Here is an 18,999-nt window from a genome sequence, read left to right on the forward strand (position 1 = left end):
CCCACAATCAAAAGATCGCAGCCTTCGGCAGCTCCTACATTTGAATGCATTCCCCTGTAGGAGCTGCCGAAGGCTGCGATCTTTTGATCTTCAAAAAAACGCCCGACCTTCACAGGCCGGGCGTTTTTGATTTGCCCTGAAATCAGGACTGACTGGATGGCGTCGACGGGGTCGATGCTGCAGTCGGAGTAGCGGCTGCCGTAGGTGCCGCAGCGGAGTTTGCCGCGTTGGCCGGAGCTGTTGGAGCAGTCGATGGTGCGGCGGCCGGTTTCGGCGCAGCGGCTTTCGGCGCGGCCGGTTTTTTCACTGCTGGCTTTTTCGCCGCAGCCGGTTTGGCCGCAGGCTTCGCAGCGGGTTTGGCGGCAGCAGTTTTCGCTGCTGGCTTGGCCGCTGGTTTCGCTGCAGCTTTAGCCGCAGGTTTTGCTGCCGCTTTGGTTGCCGGTTTGGCAGCGGCCTTGGCGGCAACCGGTTTGGCTGCCGCTTTGGCCGCAGGCTTGGTGGCTGCCGTTTTGGCCGCAGCCTTCGCTGCAGGTTTTGCCGCCGCTTTGGCCAGTGGCTTGGCTGCGGTTTTCGCCGCAGGTTTGGCCGCTGCAGTTTTAGTGGCAGGTTTCGCCGCAGCGGTTTTTGCCGCCACAGGCTGAGCTTTCAGACCGGTGAGTTTTTCGATCTGTTTGGTCAGCGTGTCGACCTTGGCGTTGAGCGCCTTCACCTCATTGCGGCTCGGCACACCCAGGCGCGAAATCGCACTGTTCAGGCGCTTGTCGAAAGCGCCTTCCAGCTCGTCCCACTTGCCCATGGCGCGGTCTTTCACGCCGCTGATGCGCGACTTGGCCGAAGAGGTCGAGTCCTCGACTTTCTTGCCGACGGCAGTCTTGGTGAGCTTCTCGGCTTTCTCGCCGTCTTTGACCAATGCATCGAAGAGTTTGCTGCCGTCAGTGTCGATCTTCGAGTACACGCCTAAACCAGCCAGCCAGATTTTGCGGGAGTAGGACTCGACCTTCCCGACCCACGAGCTGCTTTCTTTATCGGTGTTCTTTTTGCCAGCCATCCCGTTCTCCTTAAGATTTTCGCGCGACGCGTTCGAGCAATGCCGTCAGCTCATCGAGCTTAGCAGAGAGTGCCTCAACGTCATGTTTAGACGGAATGCCGATCCGATTCAAGGCGCTGGCCACACGGTTGTCGAAGGCCTTCTCGACCTTGTCGAGCTGAACTTCAACGCGACCCTTGAACGAGCTGACCTGAGTGGCCGCGTCGTCGATCTCGGCGTTGGCCGCGAGGAGTTTTTCGCTGACGGCTTTTTTGCCTTTCTTTTCAACGGTTTGACCGGCGGCGACGAGTTCTTGAAAGTACTCGCTGCCCTCCTGGCCGACCTTGGTGTAGGCGCCCAGGCCTGCCAGCCAGATCTTGCGGGCATAGGATTTGACGTCGCTCAGAGTGGAAGTCGAAGCGTCGATTTTTTTCTTCAAAATGACTTTGGCCATGGTGCACCTCACGCGCAGAAGGTTTGAGGAACTGCCGGACGAGTGTCGGGCTCAGGCACAAAGTAGGGAGAAAAATTAGAAAGGGCACCCTAACAACTGATGTGAATCGGTGGTGCCTGAATGAAAAGATCGCAGCCTTCGGCAGCTCCTACAGGAGTACGCATTCCCATGTAGGAGCTGCCGAAGGCTGCGATCTTTTGCTGTTCAGGCCAGGGCTTTGTCTAGGGCTTTCTCGATCTCGGCTTTGATCATGCCGCTCATGGCCGACATCATCAGGCCCAGTTCGACGTCGACCCTGATCGAATCGTCCGCCACATGCACTTCACCTTTCACGCCAGAGCGCTTGAGGTTCAGGGTGTCGCCCGACCACTGCGGCTCAAGGCCGTATTGTTCGTTGAGCTTTTTGGCCAGTTTGTCGGCCTTTTCGCGGGCGGCGTCCTTGCCCAGGGTGTGGGCGCGCTCAACACTGATTTTGGCCATGGAATGACTCCTGATGATTGAATGGCTGACGTTGAATCTTGACCGCATCTGCGGCAAATCGTCCCGAAGGTTGCCCATCTTACCTTTAGCCATTCCAAGACAAAGCATGGCTTGGGGATTAGAATGTCGCGCATTCTCTTTTGGTGACAGCGATATGACTGATCAGCGCAAAGGCAGCGATGCCGAACCCACCACTCACTTCGGCTTCAAAAACGTTCCGGAAAGCCAGAAAGCGGAAAAAGTCGCTGAGGTTTTCCATTCCGTAGCCGCGAAATACGACCTGATGAACGACCTTCTGTCGGGCGGCATGCACCGTCTGTGGAAGCGTTTCGCGATCGAGCTTTCCGGCGTGCGCAGCGGCAACCGCGTGCTCGACATCGCTGGTGGCACCGGCGACCTGACCCGCAAGTTCTCGAACCTCGTCGGCCCGACCGGCCAGGTCGTGCTGGCCGACATCAACGAGTCGATGCTCAAGGTCGGCCGGGATCGTCTGCTCGATCTGGGCGTTGCCGGCAACGTCGAATTCGTCCAGGCCGACGCGGAAAAACTGCCATTCCCGGACAACCATTTCGACTGCGTGACCATCGCCTTCGGCCTGCGCAACGTGACGCACAAAGAGGACGCGTTGCGTTCGATGCTGCGCGTGCTCAAGCCCGGCGGACGCCTGCTGGTACTGGAATTCTCCAAGCCGACCAACGCACTGATGTCGAAAGCCTACGACGCCTACTCGTTCGCCTTCATGCCGCTGATGGGCAAGCTGATCACCAACGATTCGGAAAGCTATCGTTACCTGGCCGAATCGATCCGCATGCACCCGAATCAGGAAACCCTGAAGTCGATGATGGTCGAGGCCGGTTTCGACCGCGTGACCTATCACAACATGACCGCAGGCATCGTCGCCCTGCACCGCGGCATCAAGCCCTGATGTTGCTTACCGGGCTGCTCGCCAGCGTCGAACTCGGCCTCAACCGGGTGCTGCGTCTCGACAGCACGGCGCTGCCGCGCCTGGCGCATTTGGCCGGCAAGGTGATTGCCGTTGACTGCCGCAGCCCGGCGCTGCAACTGTTCATCCTGCCCAGCGACGAAGGCTTGATGCTCGCCTCGCAGTGGGCAGCGGATGTCGATTGCACGTTGCGTGCACCGGCCTCAAGCCTGGTGAAACTGGCCCTGAGCAAAGACAAGACCGCGGTGCTGCACGCACCCGAAGTCGAGCTCGATGGCGACAGCGGTGTGTTGCTGGAGCTGGCCGGCGTGCTGCAGGATCTTGAGCTGGACTGGGAGTACGAACTCTCGCGCTGGCTCGGTCCGGTCGCCACGCAATTGCTCGGTGGTCACCTGCGCAGCCGCGCGCGCTGGTATCAACAAGGATTTGCCAGCCTCAACCAGAATCTTGCCGAATACCTCGCCGAAGAATCGCGCACCCTCGTCGGGCAGCGCGAAGCGGAAGCGCGATTCAGCGAACTGGACCGGATCAAACTTGATCTGGAACGACTCGAGGCGCGTTTCGAGCGCCTTTCCCGATCCCTCGACCCAAGCGATAACGCATGAAGCTGCTTGCCGTCCGCCGTCTGTTGCGCATCCAGCGCGTCGTGATCCGCTACCGCCTCGATGACCTGCTGTTCGATCTGCCACTGCCCTGGTTCCTTCTGGCCGTGCGCTTTTTGCTGCCGTGGCGCTGGCTGCCGCGCAAGCCGCTGGAACTCAACCGTGGTGCGCGCTTGCGTCTGGCGTTGCAGGATCTGGGGCCGATCTTCATCAAGTTCGGGCAGATTCTTTCGACCCGCCGCGACCTGTTGCCGGAAGACATCGCCGATGAGCTGATGCTGCTGCAGGACCGCGTGCCGCCGTTCGATTCGCAAGTGTCGATCAAGCTGATCGAAGAACAGCTGGGCAAGAAAATCAGCGAAGTGTTCAGCCGTTTCGACGTTGCCCCGCTGGCCTCGGCCTCGGTGGCGCAGGTGCATGCGGCGCAGCTGAAAAGTGGCGAAGAAGTCGTGGTCAAGGTCATTCGCCCGGGCCTGAAACCGATCATCGCGCAGGATCTGGCATGGCTGTTCATCCTCGCCCGCGCGGCGGAAAAATTCTCCGCTGACGCGCGCCTGCTGCACCCGGTCGACGTGGTGCAGGATTACGAAAAGACCATTTACGACGAACTCGATCTGTTGCGCGAGGCGGCCAACGCCAGCCAGTTGCGCCGCAACTTCGAAGGCTCGCAGCTGCTGTACGTGCCGCAAGTCTATTGGGACTGGTGCCGGCCGAAAGTGCTGGTCATGGAGCGCATCTACGGCATCCAGGTCACCGATCTGGCGACCCTCGCTGACCAGCGCACCGACATGAAAATGCTCGCCGAGCGTGGCGTGGAGATTTTCTTCACTCAGGTGTTCCGCGACAGTTTCTTCCACGCCGACATGCACCCGGGCAACATTTTCGTCAGCACGGTCAATCCGTGGAGCCCGCAATACATCGCGATCGACTGCGGCATCGTCGGCAGCCTGACCCCGGAAGACCAAGATTATCTGGCGCGCAACCTGTTCGCCTTCTTCAAGCGTGACTACCGCCGTGTGGCGCAGTTGCACATCGATTCGGGCTGGGTGCCGGCGGAAACCAAACTCAACGAATTCGAAGCGGCGATCCGTACGGTGTGCGAACCGATCTTCGAAAAACCGTTAAAAGATATTTCATTTGGCCAGGTGCTGATGCGCCTGTTCCAGACCGCTCGCCGTTTCAACATGGAAGTGCAGCCGCAACTGGTGCTGTTGCAGAAGACCTTGCTGAACATCGAAGGCCTCGGTCGTCAGCTGTACCCGGATCTGGATCTGTGGAACACCGCGCAGCCGTTTCTCGAGCGCTGGATGCGCGAACGCGTCAGCCCGAAAGCCTTGCTGGGCAACGTGCAGAGCCAGCTGGAACAGATTCCGCACCTGTCGAACATGGCCCGCGATCTGCTCGAACGCATGTCGCAACCCCACGCCAAAGACCCTCCGCCGCCGTGGCGCAAACGCAAGGACGACTGGTTCCTGCGCCTGCTCGGCTGCGCGCATCTGGCCGGCGGCGCGATCCTCGCTGCGGGTGGTCCGCTGACCGAGTGGGCGCACTGGCCCGCCGGAATCATGATCGCGGTCGGTTTGTATCTGGTCGTTCGCCGATAGCACGAATCAGCTGCAAGTTATAAGCTGCCAGCTGCAAGCTTGACGACACCGGAACACCGCAACCTGCTTTTACTTGCAGCTCGAAGCTCATGGCTTGCTGCTGCTTTTCGAGATTTGACGATGAAAAACTGGCTGGACGAGATCAAGTGGGACGCTGACGGCCTGGTGCCGGCGATTGCCCAGGATCACAAGACCGGGCGCGTATTGATGATGGCCTGGATGAACCGCGAAGCGCTCGAACTGACCGCTGCGGAGAATCGTGCAATCTACTGGTCACGTTCCCGTGGCAAGCTGTGGCGCAAGGGCGAAGAGTCCGGCCATGTGCAGACCCTGCATGAGATGCGCCTGGACTGTGATGCCGACGTGATCATCCTGATGGTTGAACAGATCGGCGACATCGCCTGCCACACCGGCCGTCAAAGCTGCTTTTACCGGGTCTTCGAAAACGGCGACTGGAAAACGGTCGACCCGGTACTGAAAGACCCGCACGCTATCTATTCCGCAGGACACACACATGAGTGACACCCTGACCCGCCTCGCTCAGGTACTTGAAGAGCGCAAAGGCGCAGCCGCCGACAGTTCGTATGTCGCCAGCCTGTATCACAAGGGGCTGAACAAGATTCTGGAGAAAGTCGGCGAAGAGTCGGTCGAAACCATTATTGCCGCCAAGGATGCCGCCATCAGCGGCGATTGCAGTGATGTGATCTACGAGACCGCCGACCTGTGGTTCCACAGCATGGTCATGCTCGCCCAACTGGGGCAGCATCCGCAGGCCGTGCTGGATGAACTGGACCGTCGCTTCGGCCTGTCCGGACACGTCGAGAAAGCCTCGCGTCCGTCCGCCTGAACAACTTTTAGAGAGGAATCGCCACATGGGCATTTTTGACTGGAAACACTGGGTCGTCATTCTGATTGTCGTGGTGCTGGTATTCGGTACCAAGAAACTGAAAAACCTCGGCACCGACGTTGGCGAATCGATCAAGGGCTTTCGCAAAGCCATGAACGACGACGAAAAACCGGCCGAGCCTAGCGTGACCCCGCCGGCCCAGCCTGTGCCACCGGTGCAGCCGCAAACCACCGCTCAGGCCAACCCGCCGCACACCATCGACGTGCAGGCGCAAAAAGTCGAAGAGCCGATCCGCAAAGACGTGTGAGCACTGACTAATGTTTGGTATCAGCTTCTCTGAACTGCTGCTCGTCGGCCTCGTCGCCCTGCTGGTGCTCGGCCCCGAGCGTCTGCCGGGCGCGGCGCGCACCGCCGGTCTGTGGGTCGGCCGCCTGAAGCGCAGCTTCAACGCGATCAAACAGGAAGTTGAACGTGAAATCGGTGCCGACGAGATCCGTCGGCAACTGCACAACGAACATATTCTGTCGCTGGAGCAAGAGGCGCGGAAGATCTTCAATCCGAACCAGCAGGAGCCGTCGCCGGTCGAGCCTGTGGGCGAGCAGACGATTCACAGCGCTGCCGCTCCCACTGCACCTGCACCTGTTGTAACACCGCCAGGACCGGCGCCGGTTACCACAGACACATCGGTTGAACACGTAGCGCCCTCCGCCGCGCCGACTACACCAGCGCCTCAAGACCCTACACTGCCGCCGCGAGCCCCATGAGCGATCTTCCGGAAAACGACCAGCACATGCCGCTGGTATCGCACCTCACCGAGTTGCGCACCCGCCTGCTGCGTTGCGTGGCGGCGATCTTCATTATTTTTGCCGGGCTGTTCGCGTTCACCCAGCAGATCTACACCTTCGTCTCGACGCCGCTGCGCCAGTACCTGCCGGTCGGCGCGACGATGATCGCCACCGACGTGTCGTCGCCGTTCCTGACGCCGCTGAAACTGACGATGATGGTTTCGCTGTTTCTTGCGATTCCAGTGATCCTGCATCAGATCTGGGGCTTTATCGCACCGGGCCTGTACAAGCATGAAAAACGCGTTGCGGTACCGTTGCTGATCTCCAGCATCCTGCTCTTCTACATCGGCATGGCGTTCGCCTATTACTTCGTCTTCCCATTGATCTTCAAATTCTTCGCCGCTGCCACCCCGGCCGGCGTGGAGATGATGACCGACATCGCCAGCTACCTCGATTTCGTCATGACGCTGTTCTTCGCCTTCGGCGTGGCGTTCGAGATCCCGGTGGCCGTGGTCCTGCTGGTGTGGATCGGCGTGGTCGACGTCAAATACCTGAAGAAGATCCGCCCGTACGTGATCATCGGCTGCTTCGTGGTCGGCATGATCCTGACCCCGCCGGACATCTTCTCGCAGACCCTGCTGGCTGTGCCGATGTGGATGCTGTTCGAAATCGGCATCCTCTTTGGCGCGCTGGTCAGCAAGCGCGAACGCCCGGACGAAACGCCGGCCGACGACCACAACGACCAGCCGCCAGCGACCCAGGCATGAACCTGCTGCTGCTCGAAGAGGCCGACTTCATTGCGGCCGACCGCGTGATTCTGCGTGATCGTCGCCTGACCCACATGCAGGAAGTGCATCGTTCGGAAGTCGGCGACAGCCTGCGCGTCGGGCGCATCAACGGGTTGATGGGTTCGGCCGAGTTGCTGCGTCTGGAAGCCGGCGAAGCGGAGCTGCGCGTCAACCTCGATCAGCCACCGCCGGCCAAACTGCCGCTGACCCTGGTGCTGGCCCTGCCCCGGCCGAAAATGCTCCGCCGCGTGTTCCAGACCGTCGCGACCATGGGCGTGGCCAAGGTGATTCTGGTCAACAGCTATCGCGTCGAAAAAAGCTTCTGGCAGACGCCATTTCTGGAGCCGGAAGCGATTCGTGAGCAGTTGATCCTCGGGCTCGAACAGGCTCGCGATACGGTGTTGCCGGAGATCGTCATCGAAAAGCGCTTCAAGCCTTTTGTTGAAGATCGCTTGCCGGCGATCGCCGAGGGCACCCTCGGCCTGGTAGGCCACCCCGGCAACTTCCCGCCCTGCCCGCGCGCTCTGAGCGAACCGGTGACCCTGGCCATCGGCCCCGAGGGTGGCTGGATTCCCTACGAAATCGATCTGCTGGCCAAATCCGGCCTGCAACCGGTGCAACTGGGCGAGCGCATCCTGCGCGTCGAAACCGCCGTCACCGCCCTGCTCGCACGCCTGTTCTGACGCAACAACGATCCTGTGTAGGAGCTGCCGAAGGCTGCGATCTTTTGATCTTGTTTTAAAAGCAAGATCAAAGGATCGCAGCCTCGTTGCACTCGTCAGCTCATACAAGCCCCTACAGTCGCAGACAAGTGGCGTTACAGATTGCCATCACCCAGCCGATACACCCCCTATAAGTCCAATTAAGTGGTCCGAAGGGAGTGGTCGCATGTACCGTTGGTTAGCCGAGAGTCTTGGAAACGTCAGCGTCAAACGCAAGCTGGGCATCGGTTTCGGCCTGGTGCTGTTGCTGACGCTGTTGATCACTTTCACCGGCTGGACCGGCATGAGCGGCATCATCAGCCGTGGCGACAAGCTCGGTTTCATTTCCAGCCTCAATGAGCTGACCAAAGACCTGCGCCTGGCGCGCATGGACTACGACATGCGCCGTGGCGAACAGGGCCCGGGCGCGGTCAATGGATACCTCAACCAACTTGAAAGCGGTCTGCAATCGGCACGCGGCATGATCGAGCAGCCATCCGATGTGGCGATGGTCGACCAACAGCTTGCTGCGGTCGCCGAATACAAACGCGCCTTCGGCGAAATGACCCAGGCCACCGTCCAGCGTGAAGACGCGCGGAGCAAGCTTGGCGCCAACGCCGATAATGCCGTGGCCAAGGTTGGCGAAGTTGAAAGTGCGCTACTGCAAGGCGACAGCGTCGCCCAATACAACGCGGTGATCGAGCTGAGCAAACTGTTGCAGCAGGCGCGCTATCAGGTGCGCGGTTACACCTATAGCGGCAAGGCCGATGCCGAGCAACCGGCGCTGACTGCCATCGACAACGCCCTAAAAAATCTCGAGAGCCTGCCGACCCGCGTGCCGGAGCAACACATCGCCAACCTGCAGCAAGCCACCGACTCGCTCAAGGCCTATCGCGCCGCCGTCGCTCAGTTCCGTGATTCACAGGTGAAGAACGCCGCTGCACTGGCCAGCATGTCGGCTCAGGGCGACATCCTGATCATGGCCAGCAAGAAGCTCACCGAATCGCAAACCGTGGTGCGCGACACCGACGCCGCCCACGCCAAGAACATGCTGCTGATCGCCACTGTGTTGGCGCTGATGTTCGGTTTGCTGGCAGCGTGGATCATCACTCGGCAGATCATCATTCCGCTGACCCAGACCCTCAAAGTAGCCGAGCGCGTGGCCGCCGGTGATCTGACCCACAACCTGGTTTCCCTGCGCCGCGATGAGCTCGGCCAATTGCAGCGCTCGATGCAGAGCATGACTCAAGGCCTGCGCGAATTGATCGGTGGCATCAGCGACGGCGTCACGCAGATCGCCAGCGCCGCTGAAGAGCTATCCGCGGTGACCGAGCAGACCAGCGCCGGGGTCAATAATCAGAAGGTCGAGACCGATCAGGTCGCCACCGCCATGAACGAAATGGCTGCTACCGTGCAGGAAGTCGCGCGCAACGCTGAAGAAGCTTCCGAGGCCGCTGTCGCCGCTGATCAACAGGCCCGCGAAGGTGACAAGGTCGTCGGCGAAGCCATCGCCCAGATCGAACGTCTGGCGGTCGAGGTGGGGCATTCCACCGAAGCCATGGGCGAGCTCAAGCGTGAAAGCGACAAGATCGGCAGCGTCCTCGATGTGATCAAGTCGGTGGCCCAGCAAACCAACCTGCTGGCCCTCAACGCCGCCATCGAAGCGGCCCGCGCCGGTGAAGCCGGACGTGGTTTCGCCGTGGTTGCCGACGAAGTTCGCAGCCTCGCCCAGCGCACGCAGAAGTCCACCGAAGAGATCGAGGAGCTGATCGTCGGTCTGCAAAACGGTACCCAGCAAGTGGCGACGATCATGGACAACAGCCGCAGCCTCACCGACAGCAGCGTCGAACTGACCCGGCGTGCCGGTGGCTCACTGGAAAGCATCACCCGCACCGTCTCGGCGATCCAGGCAATGAACCAGCAGATCGCCGCAGCCGCCGAGCAGCAGAGCGCCGTGGCCGAAGAGATCAACCGCAGCGTACTGAACGTGCGCGATGTGTCCGATCAGACCTCGGCGGCGAGCGAGGAGACTGCCGCATCCAGCGTTGAACTGGCGCGACTGGGCACGCATCTGCAGATGCTGGTAGGCCGTTTCAAAGTCTGAGTTGATGCACAACCTCGGTTCGCCTGTAACCGAGGTGATGCCATTCGCGAGCAGGCTCGCTCCCACAGGGAAACGCATTCCAAGGTGGGAGCGAGCCTGCTCGCGAAGGCAGCGGCGCGGTCTGCGCGTCGTAGATAACGGGCGCGCCAATTTGGCGAGGGATGCTATGCACTGGTTTTAGGTTTGATCGGTATTTGTTCGCAGCTCAACAGCGGACATAAAAAAACCCCGCTGAATCAGCGGGGTTTTCTCATCAGGCCGGCTGAGCCTGCAGGCTCACCGGTCGCAGCGGCAGCAACGGCGCGTGCGGATCGGCTTTCACCGAAGCTCGCCAGGCGTCCAGCCACTCAGCGTGACCTTCGGCCCAGACCTGCTCGTGCAGGCGTGCCAGTGCGACAGGGTCGCTAAGCAGTTGCAGGCGATCATGGTTGTTCAGCCCGGCCGGGCCGACCTTGATCGCGTGACGCACACGTTCCTGACGCAGCCACTCGATCGGCTCGGCCTGGCCGTGACGCGAGGTCGCCAGCGAGCACGCCAAGGCGTTCTGCTGAGGATCGACCACGGCGCGGACGAAGCCGTCGTTGAGGGCGTGATAGCGGTTCTCGTGGGTGTACTGATCGGTGGCCAGCAAGGCCTGTGGCGGATTGTATTCCTCGGGGATGAGGAACAGGCTCTCGTCACGGGTCTTCAAACCAAGGCCGACACGGCTGGAGATCACCGATACCGGGATCGACAGCATCAGCGAACCGACAATCGGCACCAGCCACCAGAGGAAGCTCGGGTTCAGCCAGATCACCAGCAGCGCCCACAAGAAGCCCAGCAACGTCTGCGGACCGTGGCGCTTGACCGCTTCGCTCCACGGCGTCGAGTCGTCGTCACGCTGCGGCGAGTTCCAGGTCGCGGCCCAACCGAGGAACGCGGCGAGGACGAAACGGGTGTGGAAAATCATCCGCACCGGCGCCAGCAGCATGGAGAATAGCATCTCCAGCAGCATCGACAGGGTCACCTTGAACTTGCCGCCGAACTCTTTCGCGCCCTTGGCCCAGATCAGGATGATGCTCAACAGCTTCGGCAGGAACAGCAGCACGATGGTCGTCGAGAACAGCGCGATGGCCTTGTCCGGGTGCCATTGTGGCCACAGCGGATAGAGCTGACGCGGTTCGAGGAAGTACTGCGGCTCCATCAGCGTGTTCACCGCCAGCAGCGCGGTCGACAACACCAGGAAGAAGAACCACAACGGCGCCGACAGGTAGGACATCACGCCGGTGAGGAACACCGCGCGGTGCACCGGGTGCATGCCCTTGACCAGGAACAGGCGGAAGTTCATCAGGTTGCCGTGGCACCAGCGACGGTCACGCTTGAGCTCGTCGAGCAGGTTCGGCGGCAGCTCTTCGTAACTGCCCGGCAGGTCGTAGGCAATCCACACGCCCCAACCGGCACGGCGCATCAGCGCAGCTTCGACGAAGTCGTGGGAAAGGATCGCACCGGAGAAAGCACCTTTACCCGGCAACGGCGCCAAAGCGCAGTGGTCGATAAACGGCTTCATGCGGATGATCGCGTTGTGACCCCAGTAGTGGGATTCACCCAACTGCCAGAAGTGCAGACCGGCAGTAAACAGCGGGCCGTACACGCGGGTGGCGAACTGCTGCATCCGCGCATACAGGGTGTCCATGCCCGACGCACGTGGCGCGGTCTGGATGATCCCGGCGTCCGGCGTGGCTTCCATCAGACGTACCAGACTGGTCAGGCACTCGCCGCTCATCACCGAGTCGGCGTCGAGCACGACCATGTACTTGTAGTCACCACCCCAACGACGGCAAAAGTCGTCGAGGTTGCCGCTCTTGCGTTTCACGCGACGGCGACGACGGCGATAGAAGATCTTGCCGAAGCCCTTGGCCTCGCGGCAGACATCCAGCCAGGCCTGTTGCTCGGCGACGCAGATATCGGTGTCGTTACTGTCGCTGAGGACGAAGAAGTCGAAGCGATCCAGGTCACCGGTGGCGGCGACCGATTCGAACGTCGCACGCAGACCGGCGAATACACGCGGCACGTCTTCGTTGCAGATCGGCATTACCAGCGCAGTACGCGCATCTTTGGGAATCGGCTCGTTACCGGCGCTTTTCCCGGAGATACGGTATTTATCGTGGCCGGTGAGCAACTCGAGGAAGCCCATCAGCGCGGTCCAGAAACCGGCCGAGACCCAGCAGAACAGAATCCCGAACAGAATAAGGATGCTGGTTTGCAGCGCGTACGGCAGCACTTGCGTGGCGGTTTGCAGCAGCGGCTGATGCAGGACTTCATCGAGATCGACGAACGACCAGCCCTGGTACGGCATGATGCCTTTCATGTACCAACCGGCAACGATGGTCTGGCCGAGCATCAGCAGCAACAGGATATAGCGGCGGATCGAACCGACGGTGCGCCAGCGCGCGGCCGGCAGGACATTGGCGTCCTTCGGCGGCTGCGGCGGGTTGGTGCGCCCGGTCAGACGGCGCCAGCCACGCACCAGGATATTGGTGCGCCATGGCTCCGGCACGACCTTGGTGCGGCGGATCGGCGGGGTCGCCTTGAGGCTGACCCGACCACTGGCGTCGAGCACCAGCATTTCCGCTTCAGCGAGTTCTTCGGCAGTGCTCAGGGTCAGACGCTTGCCCACCGAAGCCTGGGCGGCTTCGGCAGGAGCGTCGAATGTCGAGGACGACAGGCGTTCATGCAGCTCGCTGAACGACTGGCAACCCGCGAGTTCCGCGCGTTGCTCGTCGGTCATCGGCAGATGCGCCAGATACTCGGACAGAGTCTCTGGCTGTACTGGTGAATTACTCATCGGCAGGCAACTGATAGCTCCAGGTCTCGGTCAGGACTTCTTCAGTCGGCGCCGATTCCGGTGTGGCTGGGGCCGCGTCGGCAGCGACTGGCTGCTTGGCGTCTTTGTTGGCCTTGTCCTTGGCGTCGGCTGCAGGCTTGGCTTCAGCCTGTTTGGCTTCGGCGGCCTTGGCTTCCTTGTCGAGTTTTTCCTGTTGCTTGGCGGCAACCTTGTCAGCCTTGGCGACCGACGAATTGGACGCCGGCACCGATTTGCCCAGATCTGCTGTGACCACTGGCTGAACCAGGGCGGCACGCATTTCGGTCGCTTTGCTCGGATCCTTGATCTTCATCCGCAGGGTCAAGCGCCAGCCCTTGGTTTCCGGGTTGTAGCGCACGCTGTTCTCGACCAGTTCGGCGTTGTCACCGACGCTGACCTGACTGCGCACGTCGGCATCCGGCGTCAGTGCCGCCAGCGATGGACCTTCGAAGTCGACCAGATAGGCCACGCTGCCATCGGGCTGACGGATCAGGTTCGATTGCTTGACGTCACCGGTCGAACGCAGGGTCTGTGCCACCCAGGCGCTGTCCGGCGCGTGGAGTGCTGCTTCGTCCATGGTCCAGTGCATGCGGTAGGCGAAGTCCAGCGGCTGGCCTGGCTCCGGCATTTTTTCCGGGCTCCAGAACGCAACGATGTTGTCGTTGGTTTCGTCAGCGGTCGGAATCTCTACCAGATCGACAGTGCCCTTGCCCCACTCGCCCTTCGGCTCGATCCAGGCGCTTGGGCGCTTGTCGTAGCGGTCGTCGAGGTCTTCGTAGTGGCTGAAGTCACGGCCACGCTGCAGCAGACCGAAACCACGCGGGTTCTCGACGCTGAAGTTGCTCACGGCCAGATGTTTCGGGTTGTTCAGTGGGCGCCAGATCCACTCGCCGTTGCCGGCATGAATCGACAGACCGCTGGAGTCGTGCAGTTCACGACGGTAGTTGAGCACTTTCGACGGCTGGTTGGCGCCGAACAGGAACATGCTGGTCAGCGGCGCGATACCCAGTTTGCCAACCTTGTCACGCAGGAACATCTGCGCTTTGACGTCGACGATGGTGTCGCTGCCCGGACGCAGGATCAGACGGTAGGCACCAGTGGCACGCGGCGAGTCGAGCAGAGCGAAGATCACCAGGTGCTTGTCGCCCGGCTTGGGCTGCTGAATCCAGAACTCGCGGAAACGCGGGAACTCTTCACCCGACGGCAGCGCAGTATCGATCGCCAGACCACGGGCCGACAGACCATAGGTATGGCCCTTGCCGACGACGCGGAAGTAACTCGCGCCGAGCATGGTCATGATCTCGTCTTGCTTGTCGGCCTTGTTGATCGGGTACAGCACACGGAAACCGGCATAGCCCAGTTGCTCGGTGGCTTTCGGATCGAATTTCAGATCGCCGAAATCGAAGCGGCTCGGATCGTATTTGATCTCCGAGACGGTGTTCGCAGTGATTTCGTTGATTTTCACCGGTGTATCGAAGTGCATACCCTGGTGATAGAAGGAGAGCTTGAACGGCGTCTTCTGATCGGCCCACTCAGCCTTTTCGGTGAGGAAGCGGATCTTCTGGTAGTCCGCGAACTTCATTTCGCGGAATTCGTTCGGCAGGTTGCTGCGCGGGGCTTCGAACTTCTGCCCGGCCAGCTCTTTGGCCTTGGCCGATACGTCGTCAAGATTGAACGCCCAAAGCTGACCGGCGCTGAGCAGGCACAGGAGCGCCGAACCCGCTACCAGAGCACTTCGCATGCGTTTGGCAGACATTTTTGCTGCATTACAGGGACTAACAATCACGAGCAACCCTCGCCGAAAACAGATCAATAAACCAACGGCCAGCTATCTTTATGCCAGGTTGGCGAGCAATGTTCCGACTCCGCCGGGGCAAAATGATTCCCCAATCGGATCCAGACAAGTCTCTACCTAAGTCAAAACGGATCAACGAATGTCGATCCCCGCAGCGCGCGATTATCTAGTAGCCCGGATGACAACGCATCAGGGGTAACAAAGTATTTATCGCGAAAACAGCCTAAAAACAGTCGAAATTGCCGAAAAACATGTTTCAGGCACTGTCAGGTCTGTAACAGGAAGGTTACCGGGCCATCGTTGACCAGGTGCACCTGCATATCGGCGCCGAATCTACCTGATGCCACAGTGCCATGCACCTGTTTCGCCTGACTCAATAAATAGTCGAACAATTCTTCACCCAGCGCCGGCGGTGCGGCCGTGGAAAAGCTCGGACGCAGGCCGCTTCTGGTGTCTGCGGCGAGGGTGAACTGAGAGACCAGCAGCAACCCGCCACCCACATCCGCCAGGGACAGATTCATCTTGCCCTCGGCGTCACTGAATACCCGATAGTTAAGCAGCTTATGCAGAAGTTTGTCGGCGCTGGTACGCGTGTCGTCGGGTTCTACCGCCACCAGCACCAGCAAACCCTGATCGACCGCGCCGACTACCTCGCCGGCGACCTCTACCCGCGCGCCGCGTACGCGTTGCAACAGCGCCTTCATGCTTCTTCGAGCGGCAGGTCGAGCAGGCGCTGGGCCATTTTGCTCGCGGCGCGCACCAGCGCATCGGTGATGCCTGGCTCGGATGCGGCGTGGCCGGCGTCGCGGATCACCTGCAATTCACTGTTCGGCCAGGCCTGGTGCAATTCCCAGGCGTTGTCGAGCGGGCAGATCACGTCGTAACGACCGTGAATGATCACGCCGGGCAGATGAGCGATCTTGCCCATGTCGCGAATCAGCTGGTTCGGCTCAAGGAAGGCATTGTTGGTGAAGTAGTGGCATTCGATCCGCGCAATCGACAGCGCGCGTTGCGGCTCGGAGAAACGATCGACCACCAGCGGGTTCGGGCGCAGGGTCGCGGTGCGCCCTTCCCAGGTCGACCACGCCTTCGCCGCATGCATCTGGGCGATCTGATCGTTGCCGATCAGGCGTTTGTGGAAAGCGTTGAGCAGGTCGTCGCGCTCGTCCAGCGGGATCGGCGCGATGTAGTCCTGCCAGTAATCGGGGAACAGACGGCTGGCGCCGGCCTGATAGAACCATTCGATTTCCTGCGGACGGCAGAGAAAGATCCCGCGCAGAATCAGACCATGGACCCGCTCCGGGTGGGTTTGCGCGTAGGCCAGCGCCAGGGTCGAACCCCACGAGCCGCCGAACAGCACCCATTTTTCAATGCCAAGGTGTTTGCGGATGCGCTCAAGGTCTTCGACCAGATCCCAGGTGGTGTTGTTTTCCAGGCTGGCGTGCGGCGTCGAGCGACCGCAGCCGCGCTGGTCGAAGGTGACGATGCGATACAGATTCGGATCGAAATAGCGTCGGCTCTGGGCGTCGCAGCCGGCGCCGGGGCCACCGTGGATGAACACCACCGGTAAACCCTCCGGCGAGCCGCTTTCATCGACGTACAGCGTATGGGTGTCATCGACAGCCAGATCGTGCCGGGCGTGGGGTTTGATCTGCGGAAACAAAGTCTGCATTGCGCGCTCCGTAAGGGGTCGAGGTCATCCCTGGGGGGACTCGTATTATTCTGCCGTTGGGCATCATAAACCCGATTTGCGTCAATGAGCATGCTCCGGGGCCTGATCGTTCCCACGCTCTGCGTGGGAACGCCTCTTGGGACGCTCCGCGTCCAGTGACGCGGAGCGTCACGGGCTGCATTCCCACGCAGAGCGTGGGAACGATCAAAGATCGCAGCCCTCGGCAGCTCCTGCAGGGGTGCTTCAGGCGTTGTGGTGTTTTTCACCCCAAGCGAGCAGTCCCTGCAGCAATTCCCTGAGCACCACCCGCGTCGGTTCGGCGAGGTCGGCGCGGTAGCGGAACGGTTCGAACTCTTCCATGTAGGTGGACTGACACAGTTCCAGCTGCACGGCGTGGATGTTCTGCGCCGGATCGCCGTACTGGCGGATGATGTGCCCGCCTTTGAAGCGACCGTTGAGCACATGAGTAAACTGCTCGTGCCGCGCGCAGATCACTTCCAGTTCAGCAGCCAGTTGCGGATCACAACTGGCGCCATTGAAGGTGCCGAGGTTGAAGTCCGGCAGTTTGCCGTCGAACAGGTGCGGGATGATGGAGCGGATCGAGTGCGCATCGAACAACAGCGCGTAGCCGAATTCGGCTTTCAGTCGCGCCAGCTCTTGCTGCAAGGTGCGATGGTACGGCGTCCAGATCTGCTCCAGGTAAGTCGCGCGCTCCTCTTTCGACGGTTCCAGACCTTCCTGAAACAACGGAATGCCGTCGAACAACGTCGCCGGGTACAAACCGGTGGTTGCCCCGGCATACAACGGCTTGTCGTCGGACGGCCGGTTGAGGTCGATGACGAAACGCGAATACTCGGCGGCCAGGGTGCTGGCGCCCAGCTCCTCGGCAAAATCGTAGAGCTGCGGGATATGCCAGTCGGTGTCCGGCAGACTCTTCGCAGCGGGGATCAGCCCGGCTTCGACCGCCGGGGTCAGACGCAAACCGGCGTGGGGCATGCTGATCAGCAGCGGCACGCGCCCTTGTTTGAAATTCAGTACTTTGTCCACAACCGCTCTCCTACAGATTCGATTCGACGCCGTGACGCACGACACGCTTGTCCAGATCGCCACCGAGCCAATAGGCCAGATCCGCCGGACGCTCGATGTCCCACGCCACGAAATCAGCGACCTTGCCGACCTCCAGCGAGCCGTGGGTGTCAGCCATGCCCAGCGCCTGCGCGGCATGAAGGGTCGCCCCGGCCAGGGCTTCTTCCGGAGTCATGCGGAAACAGGTGCAGGCCATGTTCAGCATCAGACGCAACGACAGCGCCGGCGAGGTGCCGGGGTTGAGGTCGCTGGCGATGGCGATCTTCACCTTGTGCTTGCGCAGCGCGTCCATCGGCGGCAATTGGGTTTCGCGCAGGAAGTAGAACGCGCCCGGTAGCAGCACAGCGACGGTGTCGGCGGCGGCCATGGCGATGGCATCGTCCTCGTCCATGAATTCCAGATGATCGGCGGACAAGGCTTTGTAGCGTGCGGCGAGGCTGGAGCCGTGCAGCGAGGACAATTGCTCGGCGTGCAGCTTCACCGGCAGTCCGAGTTGTCGCGCGGCGACGAAGACCCGCTCGACCTGCTCCGGCGAAAACGCCAGGTATTCGCAGAACGCATCCACGGCATCGACCAAACCTTCGGCGGCAAGGGCCGGGAGCATCTGCTCGCAGACCAGATCGATGTATTCGTCGGCGCGATCCTTGTACTCCGGCGGCAACGCGTGCGCCGCCAGGCAAGTGCTGCGCACGCTGATCGGCAGCTCTTCGGCCAGGTGCCGGATGACTCGCAGCAGCTTGCGCTCGTTGGCCAGATCGAGACCGTAGCCCGACTTCATTTCCACCGTGGTCACGCCGTCGCGCATCAGGCTTTTCAGGCGTTTGGCGGCGCTGGCGAACAGCTCGTCCTCAGTGGCTTCGCGAGTGGCGCGCACGGTGCTGGCGATGCCGCCGCCCTGCGCGGCGATCTCGGCATAGCTGACGCCTTGCAGACGCTGCTCGAATTCGCCGCTGCGGTTGCCGCCGAACACGGTGTGGGTATGGCAGTCGATCAGACCGGGGGTGACCCACGCACCCTGCAAATCATTGAGCGCAGGGTATTCACCGGACGGCAATTGAGTGCGTGGGCCGATCCACTCGATCAGCGTGCCGGACGTGACGATCGCGGCATCCTCGATGATCGAATAGGCGCCGTTGGCCATGGTTGCGACGTGGCAGTGTTGCCAGAGGGTTTTCATCCCGGTTCCTCTTATAGTGATCGTTCCCACGCTCTGCGTGGGAATGCAGCCCGTGACGCTCCGCGTCACTGGACGCGGAGCGTCCCTTGAGG

19 protein-coding genes and 1 pseudogene are annotated in these 18,999 nt (G+C 61.1%); 11 read left to right on the forward strand and 9 right to left on the reverse strand.

Annotation, left to right across the window (positions count from 1 at the left end):
- Window positions 1-142 precede the first annotated feature (142 nt).
- The 3 genes from AC0IXA_RS22550 to AC0IXA_RS22560 all read right to left on the reverse strand — a co-directional run bounded on the left by AC0IXA_RS22550 (window position 143) and on the right by AC0IXA_RS22560 (window position 1,961).
- Complete coding sequence (locus AC0IXA_RS22550; protein WP_471814530.1) at window positions 143-1,048, reverse strand: phasin family protein; 906 nt, start codon at window positions 1,046-1,048, stop codon at window positions 143-145.
- A gap of 10 nt (window positions 1,049-1,058) precedes the next feature.
- A complete protein-coding gene (locus AC0IXA_RS22555; RefSeq protein WP_110602576.1) occupies window positions 1,059-1,481 on the reverse strand; it encodes a phasin family protein in 423 nt (140 codons plus the stop codon).
- A gap of 204 nt (window positions 1,482-1,685) precedes the next feature.
- Complete coding sequence (locus AC0IXA_RS22560) at window positions 1,686-1,961, reverse strand: polyhydroxyalkanoic acid system family protein (RefSeq protein ID WP_016772068.1); 276 nt, start codon at window positions 1,959-1,961, stop codon at window positions 1,686-1,688.
- A gap of 154 nt (window positions 1,962-2,115) precedes the next feature.
- Between AC0IXA_RS22560 and ubiE the strand changes: the two genes are divergently transcribed.
- The 11 genes and pseudogenes from ubiE (at window position 2,116) to AC0IXA_RS22615 (ending at window position 10,335) form a co-directional block, all read left to right on the forward strand.
- Window positions 2,116-2,886 (forward strand): bifunctional demethylmenaquinone methyltransferase/2-methoxy-6-polyprenyl-1,4-benzoquinol methylase UbiE, encoded by a 771-nt coding sequence (ubiE, locus tag AC0IXA_RS22565; protein WP_016772069.1) that lies wholly within the window; start codon window positions 2,116-2,118, stop codon window positions 2,884-2,886.
- Window positions 2,886-3,509, forward strand: a complete 624-nt coding sequence (locus AC0IXA_RS22570) for a ubiquinone biosynthesis accessory factor UbiJ (RefSeq protein ID WP_122601422.1) — start codon at window positions 2,886-2,888, stop codon at window positions 3,507-3,509. Before ubiE ends, AC0IXA_RS22570 begins: the two co-directional genes overlap by 1 nt.
- Window positions 3,506-5,110: a ubiquinone biosynthesis regulatory protein kinase UbiB gene (gene ubiB / locus AC0IXA_RS22575; protein ID WP_024011256.1), complete on the forward strand. Its 1,605-nt coding sequence runs from the start codon at window positions 3,506-3,508 to the stop codon at window positions 5,108-5,110. Before AC0IXA_RS22570 ends, ubiB begins: the two co-directional genes overlap by 4 nt.
- A 120-nt stretch (window positions 5,111-5,230) precedes the next feature.
- On the forward strand, window positions 5,231-5,632 hold the full coding sequence (gene hisI, locus AC0IXA_RS22580; protein ID WP_007899278.1) for a phosphoribosyl-AMP cyclohydrolase: 402 nt from the start codon (window positions 5,231-5,233) through the stop codon (window positions 5,630-5,632).
- Complete coding sequence (locus tag AC0IXA_RS22585) at window positions 5,625-5,957, forward strand: phosphoribosyl-ATP diphosphatase (RefSeq protein WP_003220849.1); 333 nt, start codon at window positions 5,625-5,627, stop codon at window positions 5,955-5,957. The genes hisI and AC0IXA_RS22585 overlap by 8 nt, the downstream gene beginning before the upstream one ends.
- A gap of 25 nt (window positions 5,958-5,982) precedes the next feature.
- Window positions 5,983-6,264: a twin-arginine translocase TatA/TatE family subunit gene (locus tag AC0IXA_RS22590; RefSeq protein WP_016772073.1), complete on the forward strand. Its 282-nt coding sequence runs from the start codon at window positions 5,983-5,985 to the stop codon at window positions 6,262-6,264.
- 10 nt (window positions 6,265-6,274) lie between these two features.
- Window positions 6,275-6,721, forward strand: a complete 447-nt coding sequence (gene tatB, locus AC0IXA_RS22595) for a Sec-independent protein translocase protein TatB (RefSeq protein ID WP_016772074.1) — start codon at window positions 6,275-6,277, stop codon at window positions 6,719-6,721.
- Window positions 6,718-7,509 carry a twin-arginine translocase subunit TatC gene (tatC, locus tag AC0IXA_RS22600; protein WP_016772075.1) on the forward strand — a complete coding sequence of 264 codons (792 nt, stop codon included), beginning with the start codon at window positions 6,718-6,720 and terminating at the stop codon, window positions 7,507-7,509. The genes tatB and tatC overlap by 4 nt, the downstream gene beginning before the upstream one ends.
- Window positions 7,506-8,213 carry a 16S rRNA (uracil(1498)-N(3))-methyltransferase gene (locus tag AC0IXA_RS22605; RefSeq protein WP_122508487.1) on the forward strand — a complete coding sequence of 236 codons (708 nt, stop codon included), beginning with the start codon at window positions 7,506-7,508 and terminating at the stop codon, window positions 8,211-8,213. Before tatC ends, AC0IXA_RS22605 begins: the two co-directional genes overlap by 4 nt.
- Before the next feature lie 322 nt (window positions 8,214-8,535).
- A pseudogene (locus AC0IXA_RS22610) lies at window positions 8,536-9,480 on the forward strand (methyl-accepting chemotaxis protein); the annotation flags it as partial.
- Between the two features lie 141 nt (window positions 9,481-9,621).
- The gene (locus AC0IXA_RS22615; protein ID WP_371262571.1) at window positions 9,622-10,335 is read left to right on the forward strand and encodes a methyl-accepting chemotaxis protein; all 714 of its coding nucleotides are present in this window, start codon (window positions 9,622-9,624) and stop codon (window positions 10,333-10,335) included.
- 253 nt (window positions 10,336-10,588) lie between these two features.
- Here AC0IXA_RS22615 and mdoH read toward each other — a convergent pair whose 3' ends face one another.
- The 6 genes from mdoH to hutI form a co-directional block, all read right to left on the reverse strand.
- Window positions 10,589-13,159, reverse strand: a complete 2,571-nt coding sequence (gene mdoH / locus AC0IXA_RS22620) for a glucans biosynthesis glucosyltransferase MdoH (RefSeq protein WP_130910699.1) — start codon at window positions 13,157-13,159, stop codon at window positions 10,589-10,591.
- Window positions 13,152-14,933 carry a glucan biosynthesis protein G gene (locus AC0IXA_RS22625; RefSeq protein ID WP_160768503.1) on the reverse strand — a complete coding sequence of 594 codons (1,782 nt, stop codon included), beginning with the start codon at window positions 14,931-14,933 and terminating at the stop codon, window positions 13,152-13,154. Before AC0IXA_RS22625 ends, mdoH begins: the two co-directional genes overlap by 8 nt.
- Window positions 14,934-15,238: 305 nt before the next feature.
- Window positions 15,239-15,676 (reverse strand): D-aminoacyl-tRNA deacylase, encoded by a 438-nt coding sequence (gene dtd, locus AC0IXA_RS22630; protein WP_073471585.1) that lies wholly within the window; start codon window positions 15,674-15,676, stop codon window positions 15,239-15,241.
- A complete protein-coding gene (pip, locus tag AC0IXA_RS22635) occupies window positions 15,673-16,644 on the reverse strand; it encodes a prolyl aminopeptidase (RefSeq protein WP_024011249.1) in 972 nt (323 codons plus the stop codon). The genes dtd and pip overlap by 4 nt, the downstream gene beginning before the upstream one ends.
- Window positions 16,645-16,887: 243 nt before the next feature.
- On the reverse strand, window positions 16,888-17,691 hold the full coding sequence (gene hutG, locus AC0IXA_RS22640; RefSeq protein WP_471814531.1) for an N-formylglutamate deformylase: 804 nt from the start codon (window positions 17,689-17,691) through the stop codon (window positions 16,888-16,890).
- Between the two features lie 10 nt (window positions 17,692-17,701).
- Window positions 17,702-18,907: an imidazolonepropionase gene (gene hutI, locus AC0IXA_RS22645; protein WP_471814532.1), complete on the reverse strand. Its 1,206-nt coding sequence runs from the start codon at window positions 18,905-18,907 to the stop codon at window positions 17,702-17,704.
- Window positions 18,908-18,999: the final 92 nt, after the last annotated feature.

This window comes from Pseudomonas sp. AC083 (genome assembly GCF_979253165.1).